At 64.0% G+C, this 18891-nt stretch carries 16 protein-coding genes; all 16 read left to right on the forward strand.

Annotated elements, in window-relative coordinates; genetic code table 11:
- Positions 1-177 precede the first annotated feature (177 nt).
- The 16 genes from FXB41_RS30310 to FXB41_RS30385 all read left to right on the forward strand — a co-directional run bounded on the left by FXB41_RS30310 (position 178) and on the right by FXB41_RS30385 (position 18886).
- Positions 178-1719, forward strand: coding sequence for an ABC transporter substrate-binding protein (locus FXB41_RS30310; RefSeq protein WP_219684397.1), 1542 nt, complete (start codon positions 178-180; stop codon positions 1717-1719).
- Between the two features lie 79 nt (positions 1720-1798).
- Entirely contained in the window at positions 1799-2743 is a 945-nt protein-coding gene (locus FXB41_RS30315; RefSeq protein ID WP_007593006.1) for an ABC transporter permease, read from the forward strand.
- Positions 2740-3600, forward strand: a complete 861-nt coding sequence (locus FXB41_RS30320; RefSeq protein WP_219684398.1) for an ABC transporter permease — start codon at positions 2740-2742, stop codon at positions 3598-3600. The genes FXB41_RS30315 and FXB41_RS30320 overlap by 4 nt, the downstream gene beginning before the upstream one ends.
- A gap of 3 nt (positions 3601-3603) precedes the next feature.
- Positions 3604-4578, forward strand: coding sequence for an ABC transporter ATP-binding protein (locus tag FXB41_RS30325; protein WP_219684399.1), 975 nt, complete (start codon positions 3604-3606; stop codon positions 4576-4578).
- Positions 4575-5540: an ABC transporter ATP-binding protein gene (locus FXB41_RS30330; protein WP_219684400.1), complete on the forward strand. Its 966-nt coding sequence runs from the start codon at positions 4575-4577 to the stop codon at positions 5538-5540. Before FXB41_RS30325 ends, FXB41_RS30330 begins: the two co-directional genes overlap by 4 nt.
- Positions 5541-5879: 339 nt before the next feature.
- Positions 5880-7130, forward strand: a complete 1251-nt coding sequence (locus FXB41_RS30335) for an ABC transporter substrate-binding protein (protein WP_007593010.1) — start codon at positions 5880-5882, stop codon at positions 7128-7130.
- Positions 7131-7260: 130 nt separating this feature from the next.
- Positions 7261-8088 carry an AraC family transcriptional regulator gene (locus FXB41_RS30340; protein WP_219684401.1) on the forward strand — a complete coding sequence of 276 codons (828 nt, stop codon included), beginning with the start codon at positions 7261-7263 and terminating at the stop codon, positions 8086-8088.
- 200 nt (positions 8089-8288) lie between these two features.
- Positions 8289-9299, forward strand: coding sequence for a branched-chain amino acid ABC transporter permease (locus FXB41_RS30345; protein WP_219684402.1), 1011 nt, complete (start codon positions 8289-8291; stop codon positions 9297-9299).
- 1 nt (position 9300) lies between these two features.
- A complete protein-coding gene (locus FXB41_RS30350) occupies positions 9301-10422 on the forward strand; it encodes a branched-chain amino acid ABC transporter permease (protein ID WP_219684403.1) in 1122 nt (373 codons plus the stop codon).
- Positions 10415-11197, forward strand: coding sequence for an ABC transporter ATP-binding protein (locus FXB41_RS30355; protein WP_007593014.1), 783 nt, complete (start codon positions 10415-10417; stop codon positions 11195-11197). Before FXB41_RS30350 ends, FXB41_RS30355 begins: the two co-directional genes overlap by 8 nt.
- The gene (locus tag FXB41_RS30360; RefSeq protein ID WP_219684404.1) at positions 11190-13403 is read left to right on the forward strand and encodes an ABC transporter permease; all 2214 of its coding nucleotides are present in this window, start codon (positions 11190-11192) and stop codon (positions 13401-13403) included. Before FXB41_RS30355 ends, FXB41_RS30360 begins: the two co-directional genes overlap by 8 nt.
- A 3-nt stretch (positions 13404-13406) precedes the next feature.
- Positions 13407-14240 carry a phosphoenolpyruvate hydrolase family protein gene (locus FXB41_RS30365; RefSeq protein WP_007593017.1) on the forward strand — a complete coding sequence of 278 codons (834 nt, stop codon included), beginning with the start codon at positions 13407-13409 and terminating at the stop codon, positions 14238-14240.
- A 25-nt stretch (positions 14241-14265) separates the two neighbouring features.
- A complete protein-coding gene (locus FXB41_RS30370) occupies positions 14266-17169 on the forward strand; it encodes a flotillin family protein (RefSeq protein ID WP_219684405.1) in 2904 nt (967 codons plus the stop codon).
- A 9-nt stretch (positions 17170-17178) separates the two neighbouring features.
- Positions 17179-17616, forward strand: coding sequence for an SRPBCC family protein (locus FXB41_RS30375; RefSeq protein WP_007593021.1), 438 nt, complete (start codon positions 17179-17181; stop codon positions 17614-17616).
- 5 nt (positions 17617-17621) lie between these two features.
- Positions 17622-18071 (forward strand): SRPBCC family protein, encoded by a 450-nt coding sequence (locus FXB41_RS30380; RefSeq protein ID WP_219684406.1) that lies wholly within the window; start codon positions 17622-17624, stop codon positions 18069-18071.
- A complete protein-coding gene (locus tag FXB41_RS30385) occupies positions 18068-18886 on the forward strand; it encodes an FAD binding domain-containing protein (protein ID WP_219684407.1) in 819 nt (272 codons plus the stop codon). The genes FXB41_RS30380 and FXB41_RS30385 overlap by 4 nt, the downstream gene beginning before the upstream one ends.
- The last annotated feature ends 5 nt before the right edge of the window (positions 18887-18891 follow it).

The following is an 18891-nucleotide window of genomic DNA, read 5'->3' on the forward strand; positions in this document are numbered from 1 at the left end:
TCAGCATCGACCAAACGTATATCGGCATGCCCCATCAAGAACAGCATTTTCCGCTTGATAATTGTCAAATTGTGTATGTAACTTTCGAACAATCAATAGCGTGCCATCAGCCCAACAGCTGAAAGGCACATCCCCTGCACCGGGAAGCAGGCGGTTCAACAAGGCGGGAGGGCGATCATGAGATACGGTCCAAGTGTCTTGATGCGTGGCGTCATGGGGCTGGCCACTGCGTCGTTTTTGATTGCGCAGGCCAATGCCGCCACCCTGCTCCGCGAAGCCACCATCGGAGAACCGCCGCCGCTCGATGTCATGCTGACGACAGCCGACGTCGCATCGGTCATCGGCCGCCACATCTTCGAGACCCTGTATGCCCTGGACTCGACCTATACGCCGCGTCCGATTCTGGCCGAGAGCGATCGCACGGAAGACGGCAGTCGGACCATCGTCATCAAGCTCCGCGAAGGTGTCCTCTTCCACAACGGCAAGGAGATGACCGCCAAGGACGTGGTCGCCTCGATGACGCGATGGGGCAGTTTCGGTGCGCGTGGCAAGCTCCTGATGGCGGCGGCTACCTCGGTCGAGGCGACCGGAAAGTATGAAGTCACGCTGAAATTGTCCGCGCCGAACGGCGCCTGGAAGGCTCTCATTGCGGACGTCAATGGCGGCCTTGCGATCTATCCGGAAGACATAGCCGCCAAAGCGGGAAACCGGCCGATCGAGCAAAAGGACTATATCGGCACCGGACCCTACAAGTTCGTGGAGTGGCGGCCGAACCGCTATGTCGAGGTGGAGAGGTTCGAGGGCTACAAGCCAGTCAAGGAAAAGGGGGACGGCTTCGCCGGCGCCCGCGTTGCGAGCTTCGACAAGATCCGGTTCATTCCGGTGCCTGACGTCGGCACGCGCGTGAGCGGCGTGCAGGCGGGCGACTACGACTACGCGGAAATGATCTCCGGCGATCTGTACGAGTCCCTGAGCAAAGATCCATCAGTTCAGGTGCAGCGTACCAACGCGCCGATCTTCGGCCTTTTCTTCATGAACTCGAAGCAGGGAATCTTGAAGGACAATTACAAGCTCCGCCGCGCCATCCAGACCGCGTTGGACAAGTCGCAGGCACTACGCGTCGCCTTCGGTCCCAAGGACCTGTGGAATGCCGAAGGATCGATCTTTCCAAACGGCACACCCTGGTACTCGACCGAAGGCGCCTCCAATTACAGTGCGCACGATCCGAAGAAGGCCAAGGAGCTCGCAAAGGAGGCGGACTACACGGGGACGCCGATCCGCCTGCTGGTCTCGACGAACTACCAGGCACACTATGATGAAGCCTCTGTCTTCACCCGCCAGCTGGCCGACGCCGGCATCAATGTTCAGATGATGGTCGTCGATTGGGCGACCCTTCTGAAGATGCGCGGCCAGCCGGAACAGTGGGACATCTTCGTCACCCACCATTCCTTCGCGCCCGACCCGCTGCTGCTCACGTTCCTGAATGCGAGCTATCCCGGCTGGTGGGACAGCCCCGAGATCGGCTCGCTTCGGGCAGAGTTGATCAACACGACCGATCCAGCCGCGCGCAAGTCGACATGGGACAAGATCCAGTCGCTGATCTATGAGCAGGTACCGGTGATGAAAGTAGGCGATGCCTACACCTATGACATTGCGTCTCCCAAGCTCAAGGGGCTCAACCCCAACGGTCCCGTGTTCTGGAATGTGTCGACGAAATAAGGACGGGCAATGAGGCCGCGAGGACTGTCGAGCGCCGGCGCCGGCGCGCATCGTTGCCGCTGATCAGGCGCCCAATCACATGTGGTCTTACGCATTCAAGCGCGCAGGAACGACGGCGGTGACGCTGCTGGCAGCGTCCATCATCATCTTCGCGTTCATCCATATCGTGCCGGGTGACCCGATCTATGTTCTGCTCGGTGATACCGCGACTCCCGACCAGATCGACGCCTTGCGACACCAGCTCGGTCTCGACCAGCCGATTATCCTGCAATATCTCACTTGGGCCGGCCATGTGCTCGAGGGCGACCTCGGGCGGTCGATCTTCTTCCAGGCGCCCGTGCTGTCGGTGATTGCCGATGGCGCCGAGACCAGCATCTTGCTCGCCACCATGACGATGATCTGGGTTGCGGTCATCGGCGTGCCGATCGGCATGATTGCGGCGGTCCGGCACGGCACGTGGCTCGACCAGGGATTGTCCGGTGGGGCGATGCTGATGGCCTCGATACCCACGTTCTGGGTCGGGCTCTATCTGATCCTGATCTTCGCCGCCTGGCTCGGCTGGTTTCCGAGCTCCGGTTATCCGTCGATCTTCGAAGGCGGTGTCGTCAATCTCCGCTATCTCGTCCTCCCCAGCCTGGCGCTTGCGGCTCCGAATGCCGCTTTGATCCTGCGGCTGACGCGCGCCAGCATGCTCGACGTCTCCCGGGAGGACTACGTGCGCACGGCGCGTGCAAAGGGAATTAGGCCGTGGCAGGTCGTGCGTCGTCACATCTGGCGTAATGCACTGCTGGCGGTCGTCTCGGCCTTCGGCTTCACCTTCGCCGCACTGTTGTCCGAAGCGGTGGTGACCGAAACCGTCTTTGCCCTGCCCGGCATCGGCCGCCTCGTCGTTCAGTCGATCCTTCGTCGAGACTACCCTGTGATCCAGGGCGTCATCCTGGTCATCGTGGTGGTTTATCTCCTGATCAATTTGATCGTCGATCTGAGCTATCGTCTGCTCGATCCGCGGGTTGAACTTCAATGAGCAGCAACAGCGTGATTTTGTGGCTCAAGCCGTTCATCGCCCGTCCGATCGCGCTGGCCGGGCTCGGGGTCCTTCTGGCGACCGTGCTCGCCGCGATCTTCGCACCCTGGCTGTCGCCTTACGATCCGTATGCCATCGATCCGCTGATCCGCCTGACGCCCCCGAACGTGACCCACTGGTTCGGCACCGACCAATTCGGCCGGGATACCCTGTCGCGCACCATTCATTCAGCACGCATGGCACTTCTGATCGGCTCGGGCGTGGTCGTCTTCGCTCTCGCGACCGGCGTTCCGGCCGGCGTACTTTCCGCTCTGTTCCCGCGGCTGGGTCACCTGCTGATGCGCATGGTCGACGTGCTCATGGCCTTCCCGACTCTGCTTCTCGCACTCGGCCTGATTGTCATCTTGAGCCCGAGTGTGGCCACCGTCATCCTGGCCATCGGGATCGGCTACATGACGACGACGACCCGGATCGTCTACGGACTGACACTGCGCTTGCGCGCGGAAACCTATGTCGAGGCGTCGCGCAGCATGGGCGCCGGAGCGGCATGGCTCATCAGTCGGCACATCTTGCCGAACCTGGTCTCACCACTTCTCGTGCAGGCCAGCTTCGTCTTCGCGTTCGCGCAGCTCGGCGCGGCTTCACTCGATTTCCTGGGCCTCGGCGCCCCGCCGGACATTCCGAGCTGGGGCAATATGCTGGCGGAATCGCGGACCTTCGTCACGCGCGCTCCGTGGCTGCTCTTCTTTCCGGGCATGATGATCGTGGCGACGGCGTTTTCTCTGAACCTGGTCGGCGATGCATTGCGCGATCGACTCGATCCGCGATTCCGTCAGGTCTTTGGTGAGAAGGGTTAGGCCGTGCTGACAGTTTGCGACCTTACGGTGTCAGTGGGGCCGGAAACCTCGCCGGTCGACATCGTCGCGGGCGTGTCCTTCGGCTTGGCCAAGGGCGAGATCCTTGGTCTCGTCGGCGAGTCCGGTTGCGGAAAGAGCATGACCTCGCTTGCGGTCATGGGATTGCTGCCGCAGCCCGGTCCTCGGGTTCGCGCCGGGCGGGTCCTGTTGGAGGGCTGCGACGTAACGCAGCTGCAGCCCTGGCAACGTGTCGAAGCGGGCCACGGCCGCATGGCAATGATCTTTCAGGAGCCGATGACCTCACTCAACCCTGTTCGTCGGATCGGCGATCAGATCGCCGAAGCCGTGCGCGTGCATGAGGGAATTTCGGGCGCGGCGGCGCTGGTCCGTGCGCGCGAACTGCTCGAACTGGTACGTATGCCCGACCCCAAAATGCAGCTGTCCGCGTATCCGCATCAGTTGTCCGGAGGCCAACGCCAGCGGGTCATGATCGCGATTGCGCTGGCCTGCAGGCCACAGGTGCTGGTCGCCGATGAACCGACCACCGCGCTCGATGTCACCATACAGGTTCAGATTCTCGGGCTCTTGCGCGAGCTCTGCAATCGGCTGGATATGGCGATATTGTTCATCACCCACGACATGGGAGTCATTGCGCAGCTCGCCGATCGCGTCGCTGTCATGTACGCCGGCCGGATCGTGGAAACCGCTTCAGTCGGTGCGCTGTTCGGCGCACCGCGTCATCATTACACCCGCGGATTGATGGATTGCATGCCGTCGCGAAACTCCGGCGCGCGCCGGCTGCCAACCATTTCTGGTCAGCCGCCGCTGCCAGGTACGGTCGCTGCCGGCTGCGTGTTTGCCTTGCGTTGCGCAGCGGTGCGCGATGAGTGCCGCGTGGCGCCCCCTCCCCGCCTGGAGGCCTCCCAAGGACACGAGGTGCTCTGCGCATTTCCGCTGGCCGGCGGGGGGCTGCCATGAGCGGCAATGTCATCCTCAAGGTCCGGGACATGATGGTCTCGTTCAGTGCCAGGCGAGCCGGTCGGAAATACCGGGTGCAGGCGGTGGATGGTGTATCGCTGTCGCTGGCGGAAGGCGAGGTCCTCGGGATCGTGGGCGAATCCGGCTGCGGCAAGACCACGCTAGGCCGAACCCTCGTCGGGCTGGTCCAGCCCGACAGCGGCAACATCAATTTGAAGGGAACCGAATTGATCGGAGCCGGCGGCTCCGGCCTCCGCGAGATGCGTCTGAGCGTCCGGATGGTCTTCCAGGATCCCAATGCATCGCTCAACCCGCGGCGCGCAATTGGAGATTCGGTGGCGGAGGCGGCCGACATCAGCGGCATCTTCAAGAGCCGCGCCGAGCGCAGCGCGGCCATAGCCGCCACCTTGACGGCCGTCGGGTTGAACCCGTCTTTCGCCGCTCGCTACCCTTACGAACTGAGTGGCGGGCAACGGCAACGGGTCGGAATTGCACGCGCCATTCTTCCCACGCCGTCCATCATCGTCGCCGACGAGCCGGTCTCGGCCCTCGACGTTTCCGTGCAGGCCCAAGTGCTCAACCTGATGATGGATCTGCGTGACCAATTGAGACTGTCGATGCTCTTCATCTCGCACGACCTTGGCGTGATCGGACAGATCAGCAGCCGCGTTGCTGTCATGTATATGGGCCGGATCGTGGAGCAGGCCGGGACGCGGACGGTCCTGGATCATCCGCTCCACCCCTATACGCGCGCGTTGGTGGCGGCAATTCCGAAGCCCGATCCATCGGAACGGATCCAGGGCGCGATCGAAATGGGTGAACCGCCAAGCCTCTTCACGCGACCGCACGGCTGTGCATATGCGCCCCGCTGTCCAATGGCCAGCGATCGCTGTCTCGTCGATGTGCCACAACTTCGATCTGTCGGTGCGGACGGTCGGACGATCGCCTGCCACAACGTATGACCAGCGAGTGCCGCGCGCGGCGAAATCACGCAACGCCTACGATTGATTTCTCCTCTATTCGAGCGATCCCTTCACACGGCGGCAGTCCGCGACCGCCATGCGGCTGGCGGGTGCAAATTCGGGAAGCCTGACGCCTGTTGCACTGCGATGTTAATCGCGACGCAGCATTCAAAATGAGACTGCCCGTTAAGCCGCGCGCGGCTCCGGCACGTGCGCTGCATCGGAGTTCAGTTAGCCTCCATTTCAAGAACCGTTGGCCTTGTCCGAACGCCGCACCGCGCGGCGGGCGCGTCCAGGCGCGGTGAAAAACAGTGACAAGAACGCCCAGGGAGCAGAGCAATGTTGAAAGGCAGTCTAGGACTGATCGCGTTGAGCAGCCTGTTACTTTCGGGCACCGCCTTCGCACAGGAGAAGATCAAGGTCGGCGTCACCGCGACGCTCGAAGGCACCTACACCGTGCTCGGCGAGGACGGCATCCGCGGCTTCCAGACGGCCCTCAACGTCCTCGGAAAGAAGGTCGGCGACAAGGAACTCGAATTTGTCATCGCCTCGACCGACGCGACGCCGGACTCCGCCGTACGAGCCGTGCGCAAGCTGATCGAGCAGGACAAGGTACAGATCCTGCTGTCGCCGCTCTCTGGCGACGAAGGCATCGCGGTCAAAAATTTTGCAAAGACCCATCCCGAACTGACCTTCATCAACGCCGCCTCGGGGGCCCAGGAAACGACCTATGTCGATCCGGCTCCGAACTTTTTCCGCTACAACATGGACGGCGCGCAGTGGCAGGTGGGCCTCGGCAAATACGCTTATGACCAAAAGAAGTATCGCAAGATCGCGACCGTCGGCGAAGACTACTCCTTCATCTATACGCAGGTGTTCGGCCTCGTGCTCGAGTTCTGCGGTGCTGGCGGACAGGTCACCAACCGGCAATGGGTGCCGCTTGGCACAAAGGACTTTGCCTCGGTTATCGCCGCACTGCCCGACGACGTCGACGCAATCTATCTCGGCCTCGGCGGCGCCGACGCCGTCAACTTCCTGAACCAATACCAGCAGGCCGGCGGCAAGGCGCATCTGATGGGCGGCTCGATCATGATCGACCAGACCATCCTGTCGTCCAAGGGAAACGCCAAGAATGCCCTGATCGGCACGCTGGCCGCGAGCGGCCAGGCCGACACCTGGGAGAACCCGAGTTGGCAGAAGTTCGTGAAGGACTATCAGGACGCCTTCCCGCCCAACAAGCGCTTCCCGAGCCCATCGCTGCTCGCCACCAACTATTATGGCTCGACCATGGCGCTGATCCTGGCGCTGCGTCAGGTCAACGGAGATCTCTCCAACAATCAGGCCAAGTACAAGGAGGCGCTTGCCAAGATCGAACTCGACGCACCCAACGGCAAGATCAAGCTGGACTCCAACCGCCAGGCGATCGGCACCAACTTCGTCACCGAGGTCGTCGACGACGGCAAGGGCGCGCTGTTCTCAAAGGTCGTGAACGTGATCCCGAACGTCAACCAAACGCTGGGCTACGATCCCGCGGTGTTCGCCAAAATCGGTTTACCGAGCCGCACAGTACCGGAATGTAAGAAATACTGACCTAGTCTCGTTCGCGAACGATGACCGGCCGGGGAGAGATTTGCCAGAAGCGCGACACGTGCGCCCTTGCATTCTCTCCTCGGTTGTTGAACGCTACCAAAAAATACCAAGAGCTTTTGGGAGGAGAGGCATGAGCCGGGCGCTCGCCGTCTTCCACGGCCGCTTTGGTCGGGCGACGGTCTATCAGTTGAACCGCCCTTTCAACATCCACGCACATCGCGAAGGTCATTTGATCTTCCATGTCGGCGGGCGTTCCGCATGCATCGATGTCAGCGACGGACGCTACGAGCTCACCGAAGATTCCGTCGTCGCGGTCAATCCGTGGGAGCCGCATAATTTCCTGCCGTCCGATCTCGACGGCGGTGCCGTTTTCTTCGTGCTCTACGTCAATGCGGAGTGGTTTGCGCCCGATGCGCCCGGCGCCGATCGCCTGCGCTTCGGCCGCACCCAGTTCACGCGGTCCGTTGCGTTGGACAAGCATATCAGGCACGCAGCCGCCCTCGTGTGCGGCGCTCCCTCGCTCAACAGCCTCGATGGCGAGCTGAGAAGCCTGATCGACATCTGTTATGACGAAAGCTGGCAACAGGCGGCGACCGCGCGCGATCCGCGCACAAACGGTTCCATCACTGATTTTCGCGTGCGCAAGTGCATCAAGATGATGTCGGAGAGTCCTGGCGCCGAGATCGAGCTCGACACCATCGCGCGCGAATCCGGCCTGTCGCGGCCGCATTTCTACCGGCTCTTCCGCACCCAGACCGGCGTCACGCCACACCTCTATCTCAACACGCTGATGATGGAGCAGGCGCTGGAGGCGCTGGTGGCGAGCGAAGCGCCGATCGCTGATATCGGCTTCGATCTCGGCTTCTCGTCGCAGAGCGGATTCACCCGCTTCTTCGCCGCCAATGTCGGCATGGCGCCGACCGATTATCGCCGCGCGGCCAAGGTTTTGCGCGCCTGACCGCACGCGAAAAGATACTCACGATCAAACACCTCCCTTACGGCCGCATTAGGATGCGCCAAACGCGATCCCGAAAAGAGGATCACGCGCAATAGGGAGCGCACGTTCATGGCAGGGCTTGCGGCCGGCAACGGTCTGCGTGCCTCTCCGCCCCGCTTGCGGGGTGAGAGATGGGGTGACGTGAAGACGGAGCGGCGATCATGACCCGCTTTGTCGAGCGCCATCCTGCCTGGGCACTGATTGTCATCATCGTGATTGCGGTGGCGCTTTGGCTGGTTTTCGCAGTGTGGCCGCAGGGCGTCGAAGATGCGTTCGGCCGCAAGCGGGTCTTCCTCAACGCCCTCTTCAACGGCATCACGCTCGGCGGTCTCTATTTCCTCGTCGCCAGCGGTTTCACGCTGATCTTCGGCCTGATGCGCAACGTCAACCTCGCGCACGGTTCGCTCTATTTGTTCGGCGGCTATGTCGGCTATGCCATCAGCGCCGCTACCGGTTCATGGGTCCTCAGCTTCATCGTCGCTTTCGTCCTGACGGCACTGGTCGGCGTCCTGCTCCAGGTCCTCGTCTTCCGCCGTATGGAAGGCCAGGACCTGCGCCAGACCATGGTGACCATCGGACTCTCGATCGTGTTCGCCGATCTGATGCTGTGGGCCTGCGGCGGCGATTTCTATCAGATCCAGACCCCGAACTGGCTGATCGGACCTGTAGAGCTGCCGCTGGTCACCGCGATCAAATCCTCAGGCGAGCCGGTCTATCTCCGCTATCCCCTGGTTCGACTCGTGATCTTCGCCGCCTCCGTCGTGATCGGCATGGCGATGTGGCTGGCGCTCAACCGCACGCGCATCGGCATGATCATCCGCGCCGGCGTCGACGATCGCGACATCTTGGCTGCGACCGGGGTACGGATCCAACTCGTTTTCGTGGTGGTGTTTGCGCTCGGCGCCGGCCTCGCCGGCGTCGCTGGCGTCGTCGGCGGAACCTTCCAGTCGCTCTCGCCAGGCGAAGATATCCGCTTCCTGCTCGCCTCCCTCGTCGTCGTGATCGTCGGTGGGATGGGCTCGATTCCTGGGGCCGCCCTGGGCGCGCTCATCATTGGCCTCGCCGAACAGCTCGGCTCGGTCTACATCCCGACCTACGCCATCGTGGTGACCTTCCTGATCATGGTTCTGGTGCTGGCAATTCGGCCGCGGGGCCTGTTGGCGAGGCGCTGACATGTCCCTCGCTCACGACGCCCGCGTCCCGGTTCGTCCCGCCACTGCGGTGCAGCGCTCCAGATTGCGCGGATGGCCGGACATCGACAATCCGGCGGCCTGGGCCGTCGCCGCCATTCTCCTGATCATGCCCCTGATCGCCAACGGCTTCTTCCTGATCGAGATCTTTGCGACCACGCTGATCCTCGGAACCATGGCGCTGAGTCTGATGTTTCTTGCCGGCTATGGCGGCATGGTCAGCCTGATGCAGCTCACCATCGCGGGTTTCTCCGCCTATATGGTCGCGGTGTTTGGCGTCAGCGGCAACGCCAATATCAGCCTGGGCTGGCCGTGGTGGCTTGCGGTCCCGATGGCGCTTGCGCTCGCGACCATCTTCGGCACGCTCGGCGGCGCGCTGGCGGTGCGCACCGAGGGCATCTACACCATCATGATCACGCTCGCGATCGGCGCGGCGTTCTATTATTTCACCAACCAGAACTGGGCGATTTTCAACGGCCATACTGGCATCAATACCGTTGCCACGCCGCATTTCTGGGGCGTCAACTGGCGCGCCGACATTCCGTTCTATTATATCGTCCTCGCGGTAGCCGCGCTGTGCTACTTCGCCGTCGACTACATCTCCCGCGCGCCATTCGGCCTCGCGCTGCAAGGCGTACGCGACAATCCCCGCCGCATGGCGGCGCTCGGCTTCAACGTCAATGCGCATCGCGTCGCGGCCTACGTCTTCGCGTCCTTCGTCGCGGCGCTCGCAGGGGTACTCCAGGTCTGGAATTACCGGCAGATTTCGCCGGGATCCGTGAGCGTCGGAGCCTGCATCGATATTCTCATCATCGCAGTCGTCGGCGGCATCACGCGCCCCATCGGACCCTTTATCGGCGCGCTGATCTTCGTGCTGCTGCGCACTTTCGCACTCGATTTCCTGGTCAAGCTGGGGCTCGACGGCAACCGCTTTCGGCTCCTGATCGGCCTCGGCTTCCTCGCCATCGTGTTCTGGTCCTCGGACGGCGTCATCGGGCTCTGGCAGAGCTGGCGCCGCCGCCAACGCTCCGGCGCGGCAAGTTCAAGCGGACGACGTGGCCGAGAATCTGGCCAAGGATCCAGTCAAGGATCCAACCATGGATAGCGTCGCACAACGCCTCTCTGTCGTGGGCGCCGGCGCGGCGCTGGAGCTGCGCGGCGTGACACGTCTGTTCGGCGCGCTGGCGGCACTCACCGACATCACCATTACCGTCCGCCCCGGCGAACGGCGCGCCGTGCTTGGCTCCAACGGCGCCGGCAAGACCACGCTGTTCAACTGCATCACCGGCGACTTCCCACCTTCTTCCGGCACCATCCGCTTCTTCGGCGAGGACGTCACGCACTTCCCGCCCTATGAGCGCATCCGCCGCGGCCTGCGCCGGACTTACCAGATCTCCGCGCTGTTTCCCGGCCTTACCGTCCAGGACAATGTCTACCTCGCCTGCCGTGGCGTCTCACGGGGGCGCTTCTCGTTTCTCCGCCCCGGTCAAAACGATGCGTTGATGCACGCAGCCGAAAATCTCGTGCAGGCCGTCCATCTCTCGGGCGTGAAGGATCAGCGCGTTGCCGAACTCGCGCATGGCCAGCAGCGCCAGCTCGAGATCGCACTTGCGCTTGCCGGCGCACCGCGATTCGTCCTGTTCGATGAACCGGCCGCGGGACTGTCGCCGACCGAGCGTGCCGAGCTGATCGAGATATTGACCTCCCTGCCCGCGCATATCGGCTACATCATCATCGAGCACGACATGGACGTGGCCCTGCGCGTCGTCGAGAGCGTCACGATGATGCACAACGGGCGGATCTTCAAGGAAGGCCGTCCGCAGGAGATCGAGTCCGATCCCGAAGTGCAGGAGCTTTACCTCGGAGGCGGCCATGAATGAGGTCCGCCGTACCGCCGCCGCGCTCGAAGTCCGCGGCCTGGACGTCTATTACGGCCATTCGCATGCGTTGCAGGGCGTGGACCTGACGCTCGAGGCCGGCGTGTTCTCGGTCGTCGGCCGCAACGGCATGGGCAAGACCACGCTGTGCAAGGCCATCATGGGGCTGGTGCCGGTCAGCGGCGGCTCGATCCGCATCCGCGGCGATGACATCACCCGGCAGCCGCCCGCCCACATAGCCCGACTCGGCGTCGGCTACGTTCCGCAGGGACGGCGGCTGTGGCGTTCACTCAGCGTCGACGAGCATCTGCGGCTTGCCGCCGGCTTGCGCCGCGGCGCCTGGACGGTCGAGCGCATCTACAAGACGTTTCCGCGGTTGGCCGAGCGCAAGGATCACGGCGGCGGCCAGCTCTCCGGCGGCGAGCAACAGATGCTCGCGATCTCGCGCGCGTTGCTCACCAACCCGCGGCTCCTGATCATGGACGAGCCCACCGAGGGGCTCGCGCCCGTCATCGTGGCCCAGGTCGAGGAGATGCTGCTACGGCTTGGCGAGGACGGCGACATGTCCGTGCTCGTGATCGAGCAGAATATCGGGGTGGCGACCGCCGTGTCGGGCAACGTCGCGATCATGGTCAACGGTCGCGTCAACCGCATCATCGATTCGGTGCGGCTTGCCGCCGATCGCGAACTGCAGCAGCGCCTGCTCGGCGTCGGAATGCACGCCGGACTCGAGCTCGACCTCGACGTGCCGCCGGCGGATACGGAAGAGAAGCTTTCTCCGCCGCAAACGCGGCCGGGCGGCGCGATCCGCATCTACATCTCCAACCCGACGCCGCCGACTCGCTGGTCGCAACCGGTGCCGATCGCCCGCATCGAGGCCGCGGCCCGCACGTTCTCGACACAGGTGATGCGTCTCGACGAGACCACACGGCGAGCGCGCGAACCGGTTGCGACGCAAACGCAGGGCCCCCCGGTCGTGCTCGTCGTCGGTACGCTCGACACCAAGGGCACGGAGCTCCGCTTCATCCGCGACATCATCGCCGGGACAGGCCTGCGAACCCGATTGGTCGATGTCTCCACCAGCGGCAGACACGCGGCCAGCGACGTCTCCGCCCAGGAGATCGCCTTGAACCATGGTCGCGGCGGATCGGCGGTATTCGGACCCGACCGCGGCGCCGCCGTCACCGCGATGGCCGAGGCCTTCAGCAGCTGGCTGCGGCGCCAGAGCAATGTTGCCGGCGTGATTTCGGCGGGCGGCTCGGGCGCAGCGTCACTGGTCGCGCCGGGTATGCGGATGCTTCCTGTCGGGGTGCCGAAGCTCATCGTCTCGTCGGTCGCCTCCGGCGACGTCCGGCCCTATGTCGGCCCCGCGGACATCACCATGATGCATTCGGTCGCCGACGTGCAGGGCCTCAACTCGATCTCGCGCGCCCTGCTGGCCAACGGCGCCAACGCGCTGGCCGGCATGGTCAAGGCGCGCCTGGATCAGCATGCACGGAAGGATCGCGACGACAGCGGATTGCCGTCGGTCGGCATCACCATGTTCGGTGTCACCACGCCGGCAGTGCAGAAGATCGCGGCCGACTTGCGCGAGGATTTCGAGTGTCTCGTTTTCCACGCCACCGGCGTTGGAGGACGCTCAATGGAGAAGCTCGTCGATTCCGGGCAGCTCGCAGGCGTCATCGACCTCACGACCACGGAGGTCGGGGACCTCCTGATGGGTGGCGTGTTCCCGGCCACCGACGACCGCTTTGGCGCCATCATCCGCAGCCGGGTGCCTTATGTCGGCTCGGCGGGCGCGCTGGACATGGTGAATTTCGGCGCTCCCGAGACGATCCCGGAGCGCTACCGCGGCAGGAAATTCCACATCCACAATCCGCAGGTCACACTGATGCGGACCACGGCGGAGGAGAACGAGCGCATGGGGCACTGGATCGCCGATCGACTCAACCGGATGGACGGGCCGGTGCGCTTCTTCCTGCCCGAGGGCGGCGTCTCCGCGCTCGACGCGCGAGGACAGCCATTCTGGGATCCGGATGCCGATGCGGCGCTGTTCCGCACGCTGGAGCGCAACGTGCGGCAGACCGCCATCCGTCAGCTTATCCGCGTTCCCAAGAACATCAATGACCCCGAGTTCGCCTCCACCATTGTCAGCGCGTTCCGAACATTGTTCGGCCGCATTGGGGCGCGCGGGAGACTAGCGAGGTGACCGATGGCACGGTTTGAACGCGCTGCACTGTTGAAGCGCTTCCGCGACATGGCAAGGCGCGGCGAGCCGATCGTCGGCGGCGGCGCCGGCACCGGCCTTTCGGCCAAATGCGAGGAGGCTGGCGGTGTCGACCTCATCGTCATCTACAATTCCGGCCGCTACCGCATGGCTGGCCGAGGCTCACTCGCGGGATTGATGGCTTACGGCGACGCCAACGCCATCGTGCTGGAGATGGCCGGCGAAGTGCTGCCCGTCGTCTCCAGGACGCCAGTGCTCGCCGGCGTCAATGGCACGGATCCGTTCCGCGACATGGATCTTTTCCTGGACCAATTGAAAGCGCTCGGCTTCGCCGGCGTGCAGAACTTTCCGACCGTCGGCCTTATCGACGGCGTGTTCCGCGCCAATCTCGAAGAGACCGGCATGTCCTATGCGCTCGAGATCGACATGATCGCAAAGGCGCGCGAGAAGGACCTGCTGACGACGCCCTACGTCTTTAGCGAGAAGGAAGCTGCCGCGATGGCGATCGCGGGCGCGGATATCATCGTCTGTCATCTGGGCCTGACGACCGGGGGCACCATCGGCGCGCAGACAGCGCTCAAGCTGACGGATTGCCCAGCGCACATCGACACCTGGGCCTCCGCCGCACTCGGCGTCAATCCGGACATTCTGGTGCTCGCTCATGGCGGACCGATCTCCGATCCGGACGATGCCGATTTCATCATGAGGAACACACGCAATTGCCACGGCTTCTACGGCGCCTCCTCGATGGAACGGCTGCCGGTCGAGCGGGCACTGACGGATCAGGTTCGCAAATTCAAGGCGATCGGCGCGCGATAACGCCCAAAGGTCGAGGGAGAGAAACATGTCAGGGACTCTGGTCGGTGAATTGATCCTCTGGCTGATCGTCGCCGTCGTGGTGATCGTGGTCGGCGTCTACATCGTGAACTGGCTCTATCACCGCTCGTCCAAGGAGACCTCATTCGTCCGGACCGGCCTGCTCGGCGAGCGCGTCGTGATCAACGGCGGCGCCTTCGTGCTGCCGTTCATCCACGACTACACGCCGGTCAACATGAACGTGCAGCCGATGGGCATCGTTCGCTCCCGCCAGGACGCCGTAATCACCCGTGACCGCATGCGCGTCGACATCGAGGCCGATTTTTATGTCCGCGTGCAGGCGACCCGCGAAGCCGTGTCTATCGCGGCCGCCACGCTCGGCCGCCGCACCATGGAGCCCGAACAGCTCCACGCCCTCCTCGCCGGCAAATTCATCTCCGCCATTCGTTCCGTTGCCTCGGAGATGACCCTCGAGCAGATGCACGAACAGCGCGGCGAGTACGTCGCCCGCCTCAAGGCAAACGCGGCAGAGGCCCTCGCCCAGAACGGACTCGAGCTGGAGTCAGTCGCGATCACCGATCTGGACCAGACCGATCTCGAATTCTTCAACCCCTCGAACCGCTTCGACGCCGAAGGTCTGACCCGCCTGATGGAGGACATCGAGGCCAAGCGCAAGCTGCGCAACGACATCGAGCAAGATTCGATGATCAAGATCCGCTCTCGCAACCTGGAGGCCGAGCGGCAGGCTCTCGAGATCGAACGCGAAAGCGAGACGGCGCGCCTCGAACAGGAGCGCGACATCGAGATGCGCCGGGCCCTGCAACGCACCGAGGTCGCACGCGAGCGGGCCCTGCGCGAGACCGAAGCCGAGCAGGCGCAGATTTCCGCCCGTGAAACCATCGAGAAGGCCCGCATCGCCAACGATCAGGCGATCGCCGAGGCCCGCATCGCCTCGGAGCGTGAGACCCGTCAGCGGGAGATCGAGCGCACCCGCACCATCGAGGAGAAGGAGCTGCTCGCACGGGAGGAAATCGAGAAGACCCGGATCGCCAACCAGCGTTCGATCGATACCAGCCGCATCGCCTCCGAACGCGAGGTGCGCCAGCGCGAAATCGAGCGGATGCAGACCATCGAGGAAGCTGAGATCACCGCCCGCGAGGCGATCGAGAAAGCGCGTATCCAGCAGGACCGCGTCGTGACGGACGCCCGCATCGCCAACGAAGAGGAGACCCGGCGCCGCGAGATCGACCGGACGCGCGCCGTGGACGAAGCCGAGATTGCTGCCCGCGAGACGACCGAAAAGGCCCGCATCGCCCAGACCATGATTGTCAATGTCGAGCGCATCGCATCCGATGAGCGCACCCGTGCGCTGGAGATCCAGCAGGTGCGTAACATCCAGGAAGCCGAGATTGAGGCGCAGCGTGCGGTCGAGGCGGCGCGCATCGACCGCGAGCATAGGCTCGCCGTCGAGCGCATCGCGGTCGAGCAGAATACCCGGCAGTTGGAGATCGAACGCAATCAGACGCTGGAAGTCGCAGAGGTCACGGCACGCGAGGCCACGGAAGCTGCCCGCATCACCCAACAAGAACGCGTTCGGTCGCTGGAAATCGCCCGCAACCGCGCCGTCGAGGAAGCCGACATCGCCTCACGCGAAGCCATCGAAGCCGCGCGGATCGCGCAGGAGAAGTCTGTTGCAGCCGAGCGTATTCAGGCCGAGCGTGACACACGCGCGCTCGAGATCGAGCGCACAGCCGTGCTCGAGGCGGCCGAGCTGAAGCGGCGCGACACCATCGAGCGGCAGCGCATCGGCGTCGATCTCGCGCTCGAAACCGAGCGCATCACGTCCTCCAGGAAGCGCGAAGTCCTCAACATCGAGCACAAGAAGGCGATCGAGATCGCGGATGAGGACCGGGTCATCGCGCTCTCGACCAAGAAGTCCGAGCGCATCGACGCCGACCGCCAGGTCAGGCAGGCCGAGATTGTCGCGCGCAAGGAGGTCGAGACCACGGACGTCTCGCGCGAGCATGCGCTGGAGGCGGCGCGGATCGAACGTCGCCGTTCGATCGAACAGCTCGAAGTCGCTCGCGTCCAGTCGCTGCAGGAAGCCGAGATTGCCGCGCGTGAAGAGGTCGAGCGCTCCCGCATTGCCTCCGATCGCGGCCTCGACGAGGCCCGCATCGGCCGCGAGCGCGAGCTGCGCAAGCTTGAAATCAATCGTGAGAAGGAGGTCGAGACCGTTCTGATGGAGAAGGCGATTGCCATCCACCTGAAGTCGTTGGAGGAATCCGCGGCCAAGACCTCGGCCGAGGAGGCGCGGGTGCATGCCACTGAGGCGACCGAGCGCGTCATTACCGCGCGCGAGAGCGAGATCGCGAAGCGTCGCAAGACCGTGGAGATCCTGATCGCCGAGAAGCAGGCCGAGGAGACGCGAATTGCCGCGGAAGCCGAACGGATCCGCGCCGCGGTCGAGGCCGAGGCGCAGCGTATGCTCAACGAGGCCGAGAACGTGCTGACGGACCAGGCGCGCTACTCGCTGTTCCGTAGAAAGCTGCTCGACCGCATCGAGGGCATCGTCCGTGAGAGCGTCAAGCCGATGGAGAAGATCGAGGGCATCCGCATCCTCCAGGTCGACGGCCTCAACGGCAACGGCCATGGCGGCAATGGCGGCCGGAGCGCGACCGACGAGGTGATCGACTCGGCGCTGCGCTATCGCGTCCAGGCGCCGCTGATCGACTCGCTTCTTGCGGACATCGGCGTCGAAGGCGGCAGCCTCGCCAAGATGCCAGGCCTGATCCGAGAAGCTCGCGACATGCAGGGCATCAAGGACTCCGCGCGCAAGGGCGGCGGCGGCGGCGAGAAGCCGACCGCTGCGCCCTCGCCTTCGTCCGACGGCGAGCCGACCGCCGAGCGCAGCCCTCGGAAGAAGAGCTGAGGTCGCCCCATGGCCCGGGTCTATGTCTCAACCGTCGTCAACGCACGCAACGATCGCGTCTGGGCGCGGGTACGCGACTTCAACGGTCTGCCGAACTGGCATCCCGCGATTGCGGAAAGCCGCATCGAGGGCGGCGAGCCCTCCGACAAGATCGGCTGCGTCAGGGATTTTCGCCTGCGCAACGGCGATCGTATCCGGGAAAAGCTGCTCGGCCTGTCCGATTACGACATGTTCTGCACCTACTCGATCCTCGAATCCCCGATGGGGGTCGAGGACTACGTCGCGACGCTTCGGCTGACGCCGGTCACGGATGGCGACCAGACCTTCATGGAATGGACCGCCGAGTTCGACTGCGCACCCGAGCGGGAGGCGGAGCTCGTCGCGAATATCGGCGGCGGCGTGTTCCAGGGCGGCTTCGACGCCCTCAAGCGCCAGTTCGGAGGCTGAGCGCCGTGCCGCATATCGTCAAGAGCACGATCCTGGATGCGCCGACCGGCTCCGTGTGGGCCGTGCTGCGCGACTTCAACGGGCACGATCGCTGGCATCCGGCGGTCGCGACCTCCACGATCGAGCGCGCGCAGGCTTCGGACAAGATCGGTTGTGTCAGGCGCTTCAAGCTGCAGGACGGCTCGGAGCTGCGCGAGCAATTGCTGACGCTCTCGGATCTGGAGCAGACCTTCAGCTATTGCCTGCTCGATACGCCGGTCCCGATGTTCAACTACGTGGCCCACGTCCGCCTGCTGCCCGTCACGGACGGCGACCGCACCTTCTGGCACTGGGAATCCCGCTTCTCGACACGGCCGGGGGACAAGGACCGGATCACCCACATGGTCGCGGAAGACATCTACCAGGCGGGATTCGACGCGATCCGCCGGCACCTCAAGGAGGCTGTGTCAACATGACTGTGACGGTGAAGACCTTCACGAGTTCGAGCGAGGCCGCCGCTGCGCTGTCGTCCGATCGCAACGCGCGCTATCTCGGCGGCGGCACGCTGGTGATGCGCGCACTGAACGAAGGCGACATCTCGATCTCGACCGTCGTGCGCGCCAATGACCATGCCTTGACGCGCATCGACCCCTCCGGCCCGCGGATCACCCTAGGTGCTGGTGTAACTTTCGCCCGGATTCTGGGCGAGCGCGACCTTGCTTTCCTGCACGCCCCTGCCCGTTCGATCGGTGGCCCGGCGGTGCGCAACATGGGTACGGTGGGCGGCAATCTGTTCGCGCCCAACCCCTATGGCGATTTCACCGTCGCCCTGCTTGCGCTCGATGCCACGGTGGCCCTGCAAGGCGGCTTTGGATCGCGCGACATTCCAATTGAGGAGTTTTTGCAGTCGCGCGAAAGGCAGGCGGGTGCGCTCGTGCTGTCGGTGTCGTGCACGCGACCGACAAACGCGGATGCTTTTCGCTACCGCAAGATCGCACGGATCAAGCCCAAGGGCGGCTCGGTCATCACGCTCGCCGCACATCTGCCTATCAGTGGCGGACGGATCGCCGGGGCGCGAATTGCATTGGGATCGATGGCGCCGACGCAAATACGTGCGCGGGCGGCCGAACGCGCCCTGGAAGGCCGCGCGCTCGATGCCGCGACCGTCGCGGCCGCAGCCTCTGCAGCCGCGGAAGGAACATCGCCGTCCGACAACGCGCTCGGCAGCGCCTGGTACCGCCGCGAGATCGTCGGCGTCCATCTGCGTCGTCTTCTTTTGGGTCAGGAATAGATCGT

The sequence above is a fragment of the Bradyrhizobium canariense genome (assembly GCF_019402665.1).
Taxonomy (GTDB): domain Bacteria; phylum Pseudomonadota; class Alphaproteobacteria; order Rhizobiales; family Xanthobacteraceae; genus Bradyrhizobium; species Bradyrhizobium canariense.